Origin of the sequence: Bradyrhizobium sp. CCBAU 45394 (assembly GCF_028128655.1) — a bacterium.
GTDB lineage: Bacteria > Pseudomonadota > Alphaproteobacteria > Rhizobiales > Xanthobacteraceae > Bradyrhizobium > Bradyrhizobium diazoefficiens.
Genome location: NZ_LBIX01000008.1, coordinates 201,677 through 217,703 on the forward strand (window position 1 = coordinate 201,677; position 16,027 = coordinate 217,703).

At 63.8% G+C, this 16,027-nt stretch carries 16 protein-coding genes and 2 tRNA genes; 7 read left to right on the forward strand and 11 right to left on the reverse strand.

The genetic code is table 11. From position 1 onward, the window contains the following. Positions 1-110: 110 nt before the first annotated feature. The 3 genes from WN73_RS05200 to WN73_RS05210 all read right to left on the reverse strand — a co-directional run bounded on the left by WN73_RS05200 (position 111) and on the right by WN73_RS05210 (position 1,277). Positions 111-176, reverse strand: a tRNA-Asn gene (locus WN73_RS05200). Between the two features lie 4 nt (positions 177-180). Beyond that, positions 181-250 (reverse strand) — tRNA-Phe (locus WN73_RS05205). 193 nt (positions 251-443) lie between these two features. Further along, complete coding sequence (locus WN73_RS05210; RefSeq protein ID WP_028175438.1) at positions 444-1,277, reverse strand: LysR family transcriptional regulator; 834 nt, start codon at positions 1,275-1,277, stop codon at positions 444-446. A gap of 128 nt (positions 1,278-1,405) precedes the next feature. Here WN73_RS05210 and WN73_RS05215 point away from each other — a divergent pair, with 128 nt between their 5' ends. From WN73_RS05215 to WN73_RS05230, 4 genes are all read left to right on the forward strand, one after another. After that, positions 1,406-1,999: a cysteine hydrolase family protein gene (locus WN73_RS05215; RefSeq protein WP_028175439.1), complete on the forward strand. Its 594-nt coding sequence runs from the start codon at positions 1,406-1,408 to the stop codon at positions 1,997-1,999. Positions 2,000-2,011: 12 nt separating this feature from the next. Further along, a complete protein-coding gene (locus WN73_RS05220; protein ID WP_028175440.1) occupies positions 2,012-2,650 on the forward strand; it encodes a glutathione binding-like protein in 639 nt (212 codons plus the stop codon). 110 nt (positions 2,651-2,760) lie between these two features. Then, complete coding sequence (locus WN73_RS05225; protein ID WP_028175441.1) at positions 2,761-4,110, forward strand: caspase family protein; 1,350 nt, start codon at positions 2,761-2,763, stop codon at positions 4,108-4,110. A gap of 82 nt (positions 4,111-4,192) precedes the next feature. Then, positions 4,193-5,017, forward strand: a complete 825-nt coding sequence (locus WN73_RS05230) for an SDR family NAD(P)-dependent oxidoreductase (protein WP_028175442.1) — start codon at positions 4,193-4,195, stop codon at positions 5,015-5,017. A 73-nt stretch (positions 5,018-5,090) separates the two neighbouring features. On the opposite strand, the gene WN73_RS05235 is transcribed toward WN73_RS05230, so the two are convergent. Further along, a complete protein-coding gene (locus WN73_RS05235; protein ID WP_028175443.1) occupies positions 5,091-6,191 on the reverse strand; it encodes a DUF2778 domain-containing protein in 1,101 nt (366 codons plus the stop codon). A gap of 685 nt (positions 6,192-6,876) precedes the next feature. On the opposite strand from WN73_RS05235, the gene WN73_RS05240 reads away from it, so the two are divergent. Further along, entirely contained in the window at positions 6,877-7,398 is a 522-nt protein-coding gene (locus WN73_RS05240) for a FecR domain-containing protein (RefSeq protein ID WP_028175444.1), read from the forward strand. Positions 7,399-7,435: 37 nt separating this feature from the next. Beyond that, positions 7,436-9,322 carry a CHASE2 domain-containing protein gene (locus WN73_RS05245; protein ID WP_028175445.1) on the forward strand — a complete coding sequence of 629 codons (1,887 nt, stop codon included), beginning with the start codon at positions 7,436-7,438 and terminating at the stop codon, positions 9,320-9,322. A 44-nt stretch (positions 9,323-9,366) separates the two neighbouring features. Here the strand turns inward: WN73_RS05245 and WN73_RS05250 are convergent, their stop codons facing one another. From WN73_RS05250 to WN73_RS05275, 7 genes are all read right to left on the reverse strand, one after another. Next, entirely contained in the window at positions 9,367-10,869 is a 1,503-nt protein-coding gene (locus tag WN73_RS05250) for a glycosyltransferase family 39 protein (protein ID WP_028175446.1), read from the reverse strand. A gap of 18 nt (positions 10,870-10,887) precedes the next feature. After that, the gene (locus tag WN73_RS05255; RefSeq protein ID WP_028175447.1) at positions 10,888-12,021 is read right to left on the reverse strand and encodes a glycosyltransferase; all 1,134 of its coding nucleotides are present in this window, start codon (positions 12,019-12,021) and stop codon (positions 10,888-10,890) included. 244 nt (positions 12,022-12,265) lie between these two features. Next, positions 12,266-12,460, reverse strand: coding sequence for a hypothetical protein (locus WN73_RS05260; protein ID WP_028175448.1), 195 nt, complete (start codon positions 12,458-12,460; stop codon positions 12,266-12,268). 88 nt (positions 12,461-12,548) lie between these two features. Next, entirely contained in the window at positions 12,549-12,929 is a 381-nt protein-coding gene (locus tag WN73_RS05265; RefSeq protein WP_011088386.1) for a hypothetical protein, read from the reverse strand. Positions 12,930-13,196: 267 nt separating this feature from the next. Then, entirely contained in the window at positions 13,197-13,742 is a 546-nt protein-coding gene (locus tag WN73_RS44475) for a TnsD family Tn7-like transposition protein (RefSeq protein ID WP_074076809.1), read from the reverse strand. A gap of 475 nt (positions 13,743-14,217) precedes the next feature. Further along, positions 14,218-14,922: a TnsA endonuclease N-terminal domain-containing protein gene (locus tag WN73_RS05270; RefSeq protein ID WP_080668247.1), complete on the reverse strand. Its 705-nt coding sequence runs from the start codon at positions 14,920-14,922 to the stop codon at positions 14,218-14,220. Between the two features lie 263 nt (positions 14,923-15,185). Then, a complete protein-coding gene (locus WN73_RS05275; RefSeq protein ID WP_028175450.1) occupies positions 15,186-15,476 on the reverse strand; it encodes a Wadjet anti-phage system protein JetA family protein in 291 nt (96 codons plus the stop codon). Here WN73_RS05275 and WN73_RS44480 point away from each other — a divergent pair. Beyond that, positions 15,381-15,614 (forward strand): DUF6634 family protein, encoded by a 234-nt coding sequence (locus tag WN73_RS44480; protein WP_370140738.1) that lies wholly within the window; start codon positions 15,381-15,383, stop codon positions 15,612-15,614. The genes WN73_RS05275 and WN73_RS44480 overlap by 96 nt on opposite strands. Positions 15,615-16,027: the final 413 nt, after the last annotated feature.

The window sequence follows — 16,027 nt, forward strand, 5'->3', positions numbered from 1 at the left end:
CAGTGTCTAGGTTCGGACGGAAAGCCTTTCGGCAAAACGGCCGGACTGCGACTGAAGCGCGCGTCCGGTCCTCGTCAGAGGTGTCAGTTTTTCAGGCTGACCCGGAGCGATGGAGCGGGAATCGAACCCGCGACAAGATGATTAACAGTCATCTGCTCTAACCAACTGAGCTATCCCTTGTGCAAGAGACCGGAATCGAACCGATGCCTTCGGGCGTTCAGCCCGACGCTCTCCATGAGCTACGTCCTGCGTTTCTCCTTCATTCGGCGGAACACGAAACCGGAAACCGGCCCGCGCCAGTCGGGATCTCAGAGAGCCCGAACCCATGGCCTAGCGAAGGAGCGGGCTAATAGACGAGGCAGGTTCGGGTTGCAAGGGGGAAAGCTGAGATTTTTCGTCGCGCGTCTTGCGTTGTGACGCGATCGTCACACCGCGACGTGACGTCAACTGCGCGACATCTCCTGGAAACACGCCCTCACCCAGTCGATCGTCACGCGCGTTGCGGCGTCGCGCTTGAGGTGGTTTTGCACGAGCAGCCAGACGTCGCGCCGCTTCGGCAGCAGCGTGGCGCGCAGGCGGCGATCGCCGAGCAGGTCCGTGCAAACATGCTCCGGCAACACGCCGGCGGCCTGATGCGCGCGGATCAGGTTACGGATGACGCGAACGTTGTCGGTGACGCAGCGCGCGCGGGCTTGCTTCATTCGCAGGAATTGCATCTCGGGAATGGCACCGAGCTCGTCCGGATAGGCGCACAGCATCGGCTCGCCCTCGGTCGTAACAGGCTCGAAATAATAGAGCTTGACGTCGCCGAGCCTGGAGATCGCGAAGTCACCCTTGTCGGGTTTGCGCAGCCGGATGGCGAGATCGGCCTCCCAGCGCGAGAACTTGACGTTCTCGCTCGAGGTAAGGAATTGCAGCGTCAGGCCGGGATTGGCGCGCAGGAAGTCGCTCGCGCGCGGCGACAGCACCTCCTCGGCGACCGTGTTGGTGGAGGCGATGCGCAGGCGTCCCACCGGACCTGCCAGGCTCTCGCCGACGCGGCCGATCTCGGCGGCATGTGCGGCCATCGCCTCGACATGCGCCAGCACCGCCTCGCAACTCCGCGTCGGCCTGCGGACGCCGTCGGCGGCCTCGAACAGGCGCAAACCGAGCGCACGCTCGATGCGCGACAGCCTGCGCCCGACCGTCGTCTCGTCGATGCGCAGCCGCGCGCTGGCGCCCGCGTAGGTGCCTTCGTCCCTGACGGCAGCGATGATGCGCAGATCGTCCCAGTTCATTGTTTGAGGTTATACCGGCCGGGCGCAGCCTGCAATATTGCAGCCACCCGCTGCAATATCCCTGCATATCGGCAGGCACTCCCGGGGCTATGTTCGCAGAGCCTTTTGCCCCGGAGATTTCCAAGACCATGACGACCGCAAAGACCCTGCTGCAGCTCGCCGGTGCCGATCTCAACCCGCCGCGCCTTGGCGACGCCGCGCTGGTGCTGATCGATATCCAGAACGAATATCTCGCAGGCCCTCTCGCGTTGCCCGACGCCCGCGCTGCGATCGCGCGGGCGGCTGCGCTCCTGGCGCGGGCACGCGAGAGCGGAGCCGCGATCATCCATATTGCCCATCGCGGCAAGGCCGGCAGCCTGTTCGATCGCGGCACCGAGCGCGGCGCCATCGTCGCCGAGCTGAGCCCCCGTGCCGGCGAACTGGTGATCGAGAAGGAGTTGCCGAATGCGTTTGCCGGCACGGATTTGCAGGCGCGCCTTGCCGCAACCGACAGGAAGAACATCGTGCTGGCCGGCTTCATGACGCATATGTGCGTCAGCTCCACGGCGCGCGCCGCGCTCGACCTCGGCTTTCGTACGACCATCGACGCCGACGCCTGCGCCACGCGCGACCTGCCCGACGGCCGCGGCGGCACGCTGGACGCCCGGACCATCCACGAGGTTGCACTCGCCGAGCTATCCGACCGCTTCGCGATCATCGCGCGCGGCGATGCGCTGAAATAACGGAGCAACGCGATGCTGCAACTCTATTTCTCGCCGATGGCCTGCTCGCTCGCGAGCCGCATCGCGCTGATGGAAGCCGGCCTCGATGCGCGCTATCATCAGGTGCATCTCTTGACGAAGAAGGTCGTGGACGACGACAGCGACTTCCACGGCGCCTCGCCGAAGGGCGCGGTGCCGGTCCTGGTTCTGGAGAACGGCGAACGGCTGACCGAGAGCGCGGCGGTGCTGCAATACATCGCCGATCTGAAGCCGGAGACGGGGCTCGCGCCGCGGTTCGCCGATCCCGATCGCTATCGCCTCCAGGAATGGCTGAGCTTCATCGGCGCCGAGATCCACAAGGCGTTCCTGTTTCCGACCTTCTGGTACAAGGACGACGGCTCGCTCGCCAAGCCGCGTGCACGCATCGCGCAGACATTGTCGGTACCTGCCGCGCACCTTGCGGACCGCAAATTCCTCGTCGGCCACAGCTTCACCGTCGCGGATGCCCACCTCACCTGGGCCTTGCTGCTGCTGCGTCCCGCGGGGGTCGACATCGCGCAATGGCCATCCCTGTCGGCCTATCTCGAACGCATGCAGGCGCGGCCCGCCGTGAGGGAGGCGATCGCAACCGAGATGGCGCTGCGCAAGACCGTGGCGGCGAACCCGGCGTGACAGGATGTCACGGCCGGCAAAATTGACGGTTCCATAGCGAGGCCATTGATGCCGGCGCGACATGCGCTAATCTGGAGAGATATTTTTCGATATTTCCCTGGAAGGCATTCATGCGTGCTCCTTCTGGAATTTTGCCTCGATTTTTCCTGGCCCTCCTCGCCTGCTGGCTGTGCCTGGGTCCCGCATCGGCGGAGACTAGGGTGGCGCTGGTGATCGGCAACGGCGCCTATGCCTCGACGGCGCAGCTTCCCAACCCGCCGCACGATGCCGAAGACGTAGCAAGCTCGCTCAGGCGCAGCGGTTTCGAGGTGCTGGAGGGTATCGACCTGCGCCAGGCCGACATGCAGGACCTGACCATCCGCTTCGCGCGCGCGGCGAGCCGGGCCGACGTCGCCATGTTCTACTACAGCGGCCATGCGATGCAGTACAACGGCGTGAACTATCTGATGCCGGTCGATGCCGTGCTGACCGACGAAGCCGACCTGAAGCGCTTCGTGCGCGTCGACGACATCGTGAACGACCTGCAACAGGCCAAGAACCTGCGTATCCTGGTGCTCGATTCCTGCCGCGACAATCCGCTGGCGGAAAACCTCAAGCGCTCCGCGACTCGCGCCGCCTCGCTCGGACGCGGATTGTCGAAGGTCGAAGCGCCGCGCGGGACGATCGTGTCGTTCTCGACGCAATCGGGGCAGGTCGCCGCCGATGGCACCGGTCGCAACAGCCCCTACACGACGGCGTTCCTGAAGCACATCGAGGAGCCGCAGGAGATCGGCGACGTCTTTCGCGACATCAGCAGCGACGTCTATGACGCCAGCGGCAAGACCCAGCTGCCGGAGCTGTCGCTCTCGATCATCGGCAAGTTCTACCTGAACGGGCCGGTGGCGGTCACGGTCGCGCCAGCGGCCCCGCAAGCCGCGCCGCGGCCTGATCCCTGCGCAGCCGCGGAGGCCCATTGGAAGGCTGCGGATGGCATCGGTACGCTGGGTGCCTACGAAGACCATCTCGCCCGATTCCCGAATTGCATCTTCGCAACCCTCGCCAAGGCGCGAATCGAAGGCCTGAAACAGAAGACGGCGCTTGCGCCGGCGGCCGGCAACGCCCGAACCGGCGGCAGCAAGGACTTCGACGGCAACTGGGACGTGACGTTGAATTGCCAGGCGACCGGCAAGGCGCAGGGCTTCACCAGGCCTCTGTCCGCCACCGTTGCGAACGGCGTATTCCACGCCGAGGCGCAGAGCCTGAACGGCGTCAACCGGCTGGAGATCGATGGCCAGATCCCGCCGGACGGCAAGACGACCTTGAGCGCGCGCGGCACGACAGGGGCAAGCACTTACACCCTCAATAACCTGCCGCCCGGCTCGCCCTACGCCTTTACGGTCGATGCGCAGTTCGAACGCACCCGCGGCAGCGGCAAGCGCAACGAGGCGCGTGCCTGCAACCTGGTTTTCGTCAAACGCTGATCGTGCGATATCGCGCAGTGCAGGCGAAGGCGATCGGCCTCGATCCCGCAGCGGACTGACACCTCACGACAGGAAGAAGATCATGACGTCGCATGACAGGGCCAAGGTTTTGGCAGGAAAGACTGCGCTGGTGACCGGCGCGGGGCGCGGGCTCGGTCGCGCCTTTGCGGAGAAGCTTGCCGCGCTCGGCGCCGACGTCGCCATCCACGGCATGCGCGAGAACGGGCCGGCGGAATATGGCGAGGGTACCACCCTCACCGCGGTCGCCGCGGAGATCGGCCGGCAATTCGGTGTCCGCACCCAGCGCGTGCTCGGCGATCTCACCAAGGGTGAGGACATCGCGCGTGTGATAGCCGAGACAGAAGACACGCTCAGACCGATCGACATTCTGGTGCACAACGCCGGCGGCGACATCGCAGCCGCCGGCGGCAAGCCGGATCCGAACGACGCGGTGAATATCAAGGAGGCCGATGTGCGCGCGGTGCTGGAGCGCAATCTGCTCTCGACCATCCTGACCTGCCAGGCGGTCGCGCGCGGCATGATGGAGCGGCGCCGCGGCCGCATCGTCACGCTTGGCTCGGTCGCCGCCTTCAAGGGGCGCACCAACGGTGCGATCTATGCGGTGTCGAAGGCCGGCGTGACCCACTACACGCGATGCCTGGCCGACCAGCTCCGCCCCTACGACATCGCCGTCAACTGCATCGCACCGGGCGATACCCGCACCGGCCGCTTCCTCGGCACGCGCGCGGTGGACCCTGACCGGATGGTCGAGACCGGCACGCTCGACCGCATCGCGACCGTCGACGAGGTCGCGCGCGTCGTCGAATTCTTCGCCGGTCCCATGGGCGCGTTCGTCTCCGGCCAGGTCCTCAGGATCGACGGCGGCGGACAGTGCTGGCCGGGCTGAAGCGCGTCCACAACGCAGGACAAAGAAAAGGGCCGCTGCAAGCGGCCCTTTTCTCATCGGGAATGAACCGGGATCAATCGACCCGCGCCAGCACCGCGAGCTTGCGGATGCCCTTGTTGCGGTAGGCGTCGAGGAACGCGTAGTAGTCCTTGAACGACACGCAGCCGTTGGAGTCGCCGTTCGGCCCGAGCATGAAGGTGTGCGCGAGCAGGCCGTCGCGGCCGTAGATCGCGCTCTCGCCGCCGATCGGGGTCAGGCGCAGCGCCGGCACGCCGTGGAACAGCGCCTCGCGCGGCTTCAGCGTGTAGATGTGCGGCGGGGTCACGCCGCGCATGCGGACGCGCGAGGAACGGGGATCATCGAGATTGGAGCCGAGGCCGGAATGCGCCTCGAGCTTGGTGCCGTCGGGCAGATAAACCGTCTTGGCGGTGATGTCGTAGACCGCGGTGTCGCGCTCATAGGGCGCCGAACCGCCGAGCATGGGGTTCTGCTCCCTCGGCGCGATGGACGCGGTCACGCTGGCATCGGCCGAGGCATAGGCGAGCAGTCCGCCGGAGGACTCGCGCTTGCCCCAGAGCTTCTCGACCATCGACTGGCGCGGCCCGGTGATCGACATCACCGCGGCCTTGGCGCGATCGGCAAAGGATTTTGGCTTCGCTTCGGGCACCGGCACGATCTCGGCCGGATCGGCCGAAGCCAGTTGCAACTGAGCATCCGGAGCGCGCTTGGCCCTGGCGGCATCGGCGATCTTTTCAGTGGCCTTGTCAGTGGCCTTGGCCGGGGCGGACGGCTTCAGCGCTTCGGCGACCTTCGCGATCACGCCCGGCTTCGCGGTGTCGGCGACCTTCGTCGCGGGAGCCTGAGCTACGGCACTCGCCGCATTGGATTCCACCCCTTGCGTCGCGGCCGCGGCAAAGCGCTCGTTGAACATCTCGCGCGAGATCGGCGCGGCGACCTGCAAGCGGTCCGGCAGGAGAGCGAAGGCTTCCTTGATGGCATCGCCCGCCTCGCGCAGCGCGACCTTCGGCGCGCGCTTGATCACGGGCTCGTCGTAACCGTTACTGCCGACGGTCGGATAGACGCTGGCGGCGAAGATGTTGCTGTAGACGGTCCAGCCGGCGCCAAGCACGACGCAGCCGATCAAAGCGGCGCCAAGCACGTTTTTGGTGGTCATTTTCCGGGAAGGCTTCCGATGTGGATTCTTGCCAGGATTTTTGGACTTCCGTGCCGCGTTACTCTGCGCAGCGATACTCGTACTCATTCGCCTTGCGTCCAGGACGGTGTCACTCAGTCCCCCTTCGAAGTGCCGCTGCTGGTCAGGTTCCGGGAACAGCATCTCGCAGAGGGTCGGAGCGTCATTAAGGCGACTTTTAGTTAAATGCGGATTAAGTTCGGGCAGATATGGGGCAACTCGTTAATGCCGTCCCATTTCGAGAAAAAAGCCCGCAGAACTACGGACTTAGACGCTTCTGTTAACTATAATTCTCGGCTGGATCGGTGCGGTCAGCGGACGTCTTTGACGGCCTCTCTGGGCGCATCCAACCAAGTCATTTTCGTGGTCTTCAATGCGGCCTGACCATAGCGGTGAAGCGTTGCGCGAGGCTGGTCGCGCTGGCCATCCCTCCGTCTTTCGGCGCACCGATGTCAGCGGAATGGCGACAACGCACACACACATCACACATCGCACTGAGCGCTCACGCAGCACGGCGCCGTGACCGAAAGTTGATCGCGCCGGTCTGGAAAAGGCCGCAGCGACGAAATAGCTGCCAGACCCGGCACTTTTCAGCAGCCTCTGCGCGTGATACGGTACCGTATCAACATCGCCTTGAACTGTGCCACGCACGCAAACGGAGGCTGGCATGAGAGGGATCGCACGTGCCGGGTTTTTCGCCCTGGCGTGGTCGTCGTTGTTGACGGGATACGTGGCCGCGCAGCCCGCCAATGCGGGCTGCACGCCGTCGCCATCCGCCGCCGGCACGCAAACCTGGCGCTGCAACAACGGCATCACCATCGTTGCGGAAAACGGCGCCAGATTTGAACTTAAGGACGCGAACCGCGACGGACATATTGACTCCGTGGAGTTGAGCAGCAAAGCGCTGCTGGTCGAGGTTCCCAAAAAGCCCGGCGGCAATCCCTTCAAGGTGCTGACACCGCAGGCGATCGCCGCGGTGCGGGGCACCAAATGGGCCGTGGACGTCGCCGATGCAAAAACCTCGGTCTTCGTCGCCGACGGCCGTGTCGGCGTCAGCCGCAGGAGCCGCGGACGCGGCGTCGTTCTGGGCCCTGGCGAAGGCGTCGATGTCGAGGCAACCGGTCCATTGACCGTCAAGACATGGGGCCAGCCGCGCGTCGACGCGCTGATGGCAAGACTGGGTCAATAAGGCCCGGACGACAAAGCGAAGAAGATTGCAGTACGTAATGACTAGACGCGTTCAGATCCTGGTGCCACTCGTCCTCACCGCGCTGTGGGGTGCAGGCATCTATGCCGCTCACGCCAACGGCCATCTGCGCTTTCTCGACCGCCTCGAAGCGACGCTGACCGACCTGCGGACGCAAATCCGCGGCGTGCAGGCTCCGCCCGATCTCGTCACCATCGTCGCGATCGACGACACCGTCGTCAAACGCGGCGGCAGCTATCCCTTGCCGCGCGCCGATCTCGCCCGGATCGTCGACACCATCGTGCAGTTCAAGCCGAAGGTCGTCGCGATCGACCTCTTGCTGGTCGACCGCAGCGCCGCGATCGGCGATGCCACTCTGGCCAACACGCTCGCCACCGGTCCCATGGTCCTGGCCGCCGCAGCGATCTTCCCGTCCGCCAGCGAGACCGTGGAGTCCAGCAGCCGGGGCCCCCTCGCCGTCCTGCCGCAAGCCGAGCGCTTCCTGCTGCCCTTGCCCGCATTTGCCGACCACGCCGAGGTTGGCGTCGTCAACGTCGCGACGGGACAGTCCGGCTCGCCGCTCTCGATACCGATGCTGTTCCGGACGCACGACAAGGTCGAGCTGTCGTTCCCCTTGCGGGTCGCGACCCGCGCGCTCGACAAGCCGCTGACGATCGCGCCGGATCATCTCATGCTCGGCGATCGCGCGGTGCCGACCGACACCGACTTCGCGCTGCCGATCACCTATTACGGCCCGCGCCGCACCATCCGCACCGTCAGCGCGCAGAGCATCTTCGACGGCACGCTCAGTCGCGCCGCCATCGAGAACCGCATCGTCGTGATCGGCGCCTCGGTCGCCGGCGGCGGTGATTTCTATCCGACGCCGTTCGATTCCCTCATGCCCGGCGTCGAGGTGATCTCGACCGCGATCACCCATCTCGTCGCCGGCGACGGCATCGTGCGCGACCGCAAGGTGCATATCGCCGACGCGCTTGCCGCCATCCTGCTGCCGGTGCTGCTGGTGGGCTTGCTCGCCTGGCGGCGCAGCGCGCTCGGCATCATGGCGGCGGCGGCGGTGATGATCGCCTGGGCCGGGCTCAATCTGTTCGCGTTCACGCACGGGGTCTGGCTGAACGCCGCGACCACGCTTGCGGCCGCGGTTCCGCCCGTTGCGATCTTTGCCGGCGTGCAGCTATGGGCGGGAGGCCGCCGCACGCAGTATTTCGCCGCCAAGAGCAGGTCGCTTGCGCTCTTCCAGGCACCGGCCGTGCAGGAGTGGCTGGCGCGCGATCCGAACTTCCTGTCGAAGCCCGTCCGGCAGGATGCCGCCGTGGTCTTCATCGATCTCTCCGGCTTTACGGCGCTGAGCGAACGGACCGATCCGGACGCGCTCAGGGATCTCCTGAAGGCGTTTCACGCGTTGATCGACAAGGCGGCAGTCGATTGCGGCGGCATGGTCACCGGCTTTCTCGGCGACGGCGCCATGCTCCTGTTCGGACTGCCGCACGCCATGCCGGATGACGCGGCGCGTGCGCTGAATTGTTCGATCGACCTGCATCGCGGCGTCGAACGCTGGATCGCCTCGCTGCCCCCTGCGATCGGGGGCCAGCTCGGTTTCAAGATCGGCGCGCATTTCGGCCCGATCGTCGCCTCCCGTCTCGGCGAAAGCCACCAGCACATCACAGCGACCGGCGACACCGTCAACGTCGCAAGCCGGCTGATGGAGGTCGCCGCCCAGAACGATGCGCGGCTCGCGCTGACCGACACGCTGCTGGATGCGGCCGACTTCCACGGCACTCCCAACGGCGTCCTGACAGGCCCCCTGCTCACGCAGGTCCGCGGCCGCTCCGGCGTCGTGACCGTCTGGTTCTGGCGCGACCGGCACAGGCCGAGCCAGGCCACCGCCAAGGCCGAGATGATCGACTGAATAGCCACCGCTACCCGCCCAACACTCCGCCGGGACGACGGTGATTACCGCGCTTCCGGTGGCGGCGAACGGTCCAGCACGTCGCCCTTGGCGCCTTCGAGCAGATCGATGCCGTAGGTCTCGATCACGAGCGGCCCGCGCTTGCGCTGCAATTGCGCAACCTGCGTCACCTGCGCAAAGAGATCGTTGACGGCGGGATGGCCGCCCTCACGCAGCTCATCGACATAGATCAGCTTGCCGGCAAGCTGCTTTGGATCGGGCTCGGGCATGTTGACCCAGCGGATGCGCTGGTTCTGCTGCACCACGCAAGTGCCGCGCGGCAGATAGAAGGCGAGCCAGCCGGTGGTGCCGTAGTCCGGCGCGAGCACGCATGTCGCACCGGTGCGGGCGCGCACGGCTTCGATCTCCGCGGCGAGTTCGCGCCAACCGACGCCGACGCTGCGCACGGTCGCGTCACGGCGATAGCCGGACAAGATGCCCGTGTTGGCTTGCACGATCAGGGCCGCAAACATCACGATGCCGGCGGGTGCAGCCCAGCGCAGGCAAAAATCGACCAGGCGCCGCGCACGCGGCTTCCACTGCACGAGGTTGGCGGCGGCCGCGGCCGCAATCACGAAGGGCGGGTAGACCGGCGCGAACCAGTTGGCCTCGACGCGCGCATGCAGCGAATGCCAGACGAAATAGGCGACAATGGTCCAGAACATCGTCTCGATGAGCACCCGCGAGGCCAGCGCGCCGGCGCGGCGCCAGGTCAGCGCGTGTAGCCCCATGGCACCGAGAATGAAGACCAGCGGGGTCGCGAACGCGATCTGGGTCGGGATCAGCTCGGCGATGAAGACGGGGCGGAAATCCTCGATCCTGGCGCGCCCGAGCTGCTTTGCGAACGAGACCCATTGATGATCCGCATTCCAGAGGATCACCGGCGAGAACAGCGCAAGGGCAACGAGGCCGCCGAGATAGGGCCAGGGCGAGAGGAACCAGCGCCTGAGCTTCGGCACGGCCGCGAGCCAGATCAGGATCGCCGGCCCGAAGAACATCGCGGTGTATTTCGACAGCAGCGCCGCACCGACGGCGGCACCGACCGCGAGCCACCAGACGCCGCGGCCGGTCTCCAGCACCTTGGCGAGGAAGAACAGCACGAAGCTGGAGGCGACCAGCAGCGGCGCATCGGGCGTGACGATCAGCGTGCCGACCGCGGCCAGCAGCGTCACGTTGAGCAGGATGGCACTGGTGGCCGCGACACGGGCACCCCCGAACAGGATCGCGGCCGAGCGATAGATCGCATAGCTCATCGGCAGCGCGAGCAGGATCGAGACGAGGCGGACGCCGAGCTCGGTGTCGCCGGCGATCATGGTGCCGGCGCGGATGACATAGGCGACCATCGGCGGGTGGTCGTAATAACCTCCGGCGAGGTTCTTCGACCACATCCAGTAATAGGCTTCGTCGAAAGTGATCGGCGTGAATGCGGCCGCGACGAGCCGCAGGGCCACCAGCGCGAGAATCACCAGCGCCGTGTTGCGGACAATCCGCGCGTCAGCCCCGCCCATACCGGTTTCCTTGGCGCGCTATTTCTTGCGCCAGACGAACAGTCCGGACATCGCGTAGTTCCACACCACGCCCATCAGCGCGCCGGCCAGGCCGGCCAGCCACCAGATCGGCTCCTGGTCGTAGACCGAGAAGGCGACGCCGACATTGGCGAGCAGGCCGACGCTGCACACGATGTAGAAGGCGATCAGGCCGCGCAGCAGCGCAAAGCCCTTCAGCCGCTGATCGCGATAGGTGAGGAAGTTGTTGAGGACGAAGTTGCTGGTCATAGCGACGACGGCGCCTGCCGCCTGCGCTTCCGCGAACGGCGCCTTGAACACGTGAAGCCCGATGAACAGCGTGGCCAGGTGCACCACGAGACCTATGCCGCCGACCATCGCGAACAGGATGAAGCGCAGCGAGAGGATGTCGTTGCTCAGCTTGGCCAGCACGAGGCCCAGGAAGTCGAGCGCGACCATGGAATCCAGCTTGCTCTCACCGTGCTGGCGGGCGCCGAAGGTGTAGGGAATCTCGACGGCCCGCAAGCTGCCATGCGCGGTCGCGACCAGGTCGAGCAGGATCTTGAAGCCATGCACCGAAAGTTTTGGCGCCAATTCCTCGAAACGATCGCGGCGGACCATGAAGAATCCGCTCATGGGATCGGCGATCTCGACCCGCAGCATCTTCCTGGCGACCTCGGTCGCCAGAGCGCTGGCGCCGGCGCGCTGCTTGTTGAAACCTTCGCTCTTGTAGCCTTCGATATAGCGGCTGCCGACCACCAGATCGGCCTCGTCGCTGGCAAGCAGCAGCAGCATCTTCGGCAGCTGCGTCTCGTCGTGCTGAAGGTCGGCGTCGATCACGGCGACAAAGGGTGCGCTGGAGGCCAGGATGCCTTCGATGCAGGCGCCGGACAGGCCGCGGCGGCCGATGCGGCGGACACAGCGCACGCGGCTGTCGCGCTGGGCCAGCGCGCGCACGACGTCCCAGGTGCCGTCGGGTGAATTGTCGTCGACGAACACGACCTCCCAGGCGACGCTGGCGAGCGTCGCCTCCAGGCGCCGGTAGAGCACCGTTACGTTGTCGCGCTCGTTGAAGGTCGGGACGATGACCGACAGTTCCGGCCCCTCTTGAGCCTGGGGCGGATTGTCGGGGCCCGGTCTGATCGCTTCATTCATGACGGCAGCGTATATCCGCCGCGTCCTGCGCTGCCAAGCCGGGGTTTCCAAGGGGAAGGGCCCAAATGGGCCCTAAAATGCCAACGACCCCGGAACGGCGGGCGCGCGTACATCCGGCGCAGCCTTAGCTATTCCAAGGTCGTTCCAGCAACGGAGATCGTGACTCAACGTTGCCGTTAGTAGCTAGATGGGGACGGCAAAGCCGCTTTTCAAGGGGCAAAAGCACCCTTTTTCAGGCCGACGACTAGTTCGGGACTTCCTTGATCACCGGGCCGCGCGGCGCGGGGGCTGCCGGCGCCATGGCCGCCGGGCCCGGATCGACCTTTGCCGGCTTGGGCGGCTTGCCGTACTGGCCGATCGGCCCGAGGACGACGGCGACCGCAAGCACGACCGCCGCGACGATCGCGCCCAAAATGCCACCCACCGACTCAGACGACATGGAAGCCCATCCCTGTTCCAGATGCGATCATTGATACCACGGATGAACGCGGAGCCGGAAGGGCCACGGGACCGCGACCGCTGTCGACCTATTTCTGCGGCGGCCTATGCTTGATGAAAGCCGTCACGATGTCCTTCTGCGCCGACTCCACCGCCCTGTTCGCGGTCGCGAGATGGGCGCCGGAATCGATGTTCGGATATTGCGTGGTGAGATAGTCGAGCAATGCCACCCGGTAATATTGCCGCTCCGACGGACAGGCGCCCGCAACCGAACGGCCAAAATCCTGTTCCGACAGGCCCTGATTGCTGTCGCGCGAATATTCCCGCGCCAGGCAATGCCAGTAATCGTCGCGGCCCTGCATGGCGAGCTTCTGCGCGCCCTTGGCGTCGTCGTCATCCGCCATGGCAGAATATGTGATGGCAGCAGATGTCATCATCATGAGCGCCGCCCCCAGCATCAGCATCCGCATCTTGTTCTCCTTCTTCGCAGATGTCATTTGACATTATAGTTTTTAAAGATACGGCAAAATGCCCAACCATTTCAAAACCCTTTGAGCCAGCGTGATTCATAAAGTTTTGGCTACGAGTTCTGGGTGCAGTTCGTACTAGCTGAATAGTTTTTACCCCTTGGGAATTCATACGAGACCACTTGATCGGCGCCAGCACATTTGCGACCACAACGAAGCGGCACGCTTTTCTCGATTGATGAGCTTGGTTTCCAGGGCACGTGGCAGTTGCTATGCCAGAGTCGGCCGACTCCGCCTCGTCACCGTCCTGCCCACATAAGGCTTGGATAGGATTCTCGCGCACTCCGGCAATTTCGCAATCTTTGTCTTCAGATTCTTGATACCGCATTCGCGCCCCAAAGCGGCGTAAGAAATTCGCTTTTTCCCAGACTTCGACCTCAGCGCCGACATCGCCGACCTAAGTAGAGGCGCGTACGTTTTATCCAATTTTTGCCAGTCTTTTTTAGGCCCCGTGGAGCCACGCCACCCAAACCTTCCCTCGGTTTTTAGCCAACCACGATCAAGGGCGTAGAGCTTGGAATACACATCAAGTCGTCTCGTCCTCAGCCATGTTCTCCGCAATTGAGCGATCGTGCGCTCGTCGCGTGCACGCTCGGACCGGCTCGCTTTTCCTGCAAACAAACGCGCGACGGTACTGACGGACAGCCCCATTCGAGAGGCCACTTTGCCGATCGAAAGCCCCTCGTCCTTAAGTCGCTTGGTCGCCCGGCCCTTACTCCGCCCAAAATATTTCGTGGCACACCAGGCGCGCCGCATTTTCGGAAATCCGGCCGCAGCGCGTCCGACGTCATTCCGCGCGCCCAATATCGGAATAGAATGTTCACGACAGTCTGTCGCGTCACACCGAACTGCTTGCAAGCCGTCGCGATGAGCGGTCTGCGATTAACCGAAAACAAAAGCGATCGCTCGTCTCTGGCGCCGGCGAGGAGGACGGCTACGATCGCCCAATGCGTGCTCTGTCTCTCGTCCGTGGCAGTGTTGCCATTCGGCGGCGCAATGTATACCTGCTGCGGCTCATCGAACACTACCTCATATCGCGGAGAAGGTCCTTTATAGTCTGCAATAAACTCTGAATAGCTTAGTCGATACGGCCAAATTCTGTCATCAATATCCTTGAGCCATATCTCATCAATCGAGGCGTCCACGTGGACAATTCGCTTCAGCCGGTTGTCGTCCCGATCGCGGACAAGCACGCGGATAGCGAGCGATGCTATCGAGGGGCGCAAGCCAGTCATGTCTGGCTTTCCGCGAAGGAGAACTTTGCACAGGGAACTTCCGCCAGAGGCGGGGCATGGTTCAAGTCAACGAGCACTTCCTTTCTGGCCAGCAGCGCGCGGACAACGCCTAGGGCTGAGCCCCTTTCTAGTCCAAGCTGACCATCTATCAGGCGACACACTAGTCTGATCGGCACTGTCGGATAAGCAAGGCTCGTGGTCTGCACCTGCGTTCTTATCCGTTGTATCCAAGCATTCTCAGCCCGCACAGAGAGATCTGAGTCGAATAGCCAAGCGAGGTTCCGCGCGGTGTTGGTCTTGAGTTGGGATCTGAGCTGTATCTCCCACGCAATCCCTCTTATCGACCAGTAGACTCTTTCAATTTCCAACTTCTCGATCGTACGCAGGTTCTGGAGATCCTCGTCTTCCTTTATTGCGTAAGCAAACAGGCAATCCCCGCGCGAAGCTCTTCGGGTAATAAGCAAGTCGGTTGTCATCACGAGAGGAGTTCTCGATGCGCGATCAACTGGGTGATGAACGCCGAGCAGGTCAGCGAGCAGGATCGTCTCGCTCCGATCCAATGGAAATTGTTCGCGGACGTCGATTACATCGTCGTCATAACAATGATGCAAGAACGCACTGTATTCATTGTCTGAGAGAAAATGATGTACACGAGCCGATTTTCTCCAGAATAGTCGATGGCTCCGCCCTCGAGAGGGCACATCCGCGGTCGTTAGCCATGGAGTGTACTGTGAGCCCGCCCCTATCCCGCGCCCAACACGAACCTATTTGGCGATCCGCCTTTCGTCCCAAGAATAGCGTCGACGCGACATAGCCGATATCCATGCGCAGTCCTTCGCCGCCCGTGCCTGCGCTACGAACGGCAGCTGGATGAGGTGGTACGAGCGAATTCTGCGTCCTTGAGAGCGAGTCCTTCTAGGCTGGCCTCGGTTAAGGTTTGTAGAACCGGCCGCTACTAAGGCGTTTAGGGATTGTTGGACGTCTTGAGCTGCTTGTAGTCGGCGATCAGCAGGCCGTCGACGAAGTCATGGAAGAACGTACGAAGGATGGCCGCCGCGTTCGGAATACCCAGGATGCGGTCCTCGATCTCACGCATGCCGGCGAGAATGCGGCGCATGTTGCGGGCGAGCCGTCGCCGGTTGAGCTCGCCTGCGCGCCTTTGCTTGAGAACTGGCGTACGGCCGTGATGCAGTTCAGGCGCCAACAAGATCTGATGCTGTCCGTCCTGATACTGGTGGGACGCGTCACCAAGCATCCGCAGCACTCTGACGCTAGGACGATTCGCACCTCGCAGTTGATCTGGCTCGACCGCAACCGCAGGTGGGCACGCACCTGGAATCGAATCTACCGGCTCGGAGATCGAGCGGACGACGAGCACGTTACTCCGACCTGATCAGCGCGAGGTAACGAAGGTATCGTCGCGAAGTCGAAGCGGCTTTGAATCGTGCTTTAGATGACGGATCGCGGCTCAGCGCTACGAAGATCCCGTTTAAACAGGCGGGATCAGTTACGGCGTCCTCAATTCATACCGCGGCACAGATTTGCCAGGCTCTTTGGTGGTCCAATCGAGTCGTTTTGCTCCAGTGCTTGCCGCGCTCAAGAACCTCAAACGAGCCCACGGTAACGCTCGGTAACAACTTCCCGGTGAAGCAAAACCTAGCGAAACCGGCGGGCCCACAAGACATTCGAACGGCCGCACCTCAGATTCGTAGTCTGGGCGGGAGCGTTGAATTTGCTAGGGTTTGTTACCGTAACGCGAAGCTCATTCCCTCAAAACCGCGCAATTTCAGCCTTGCCGCTTGGCGG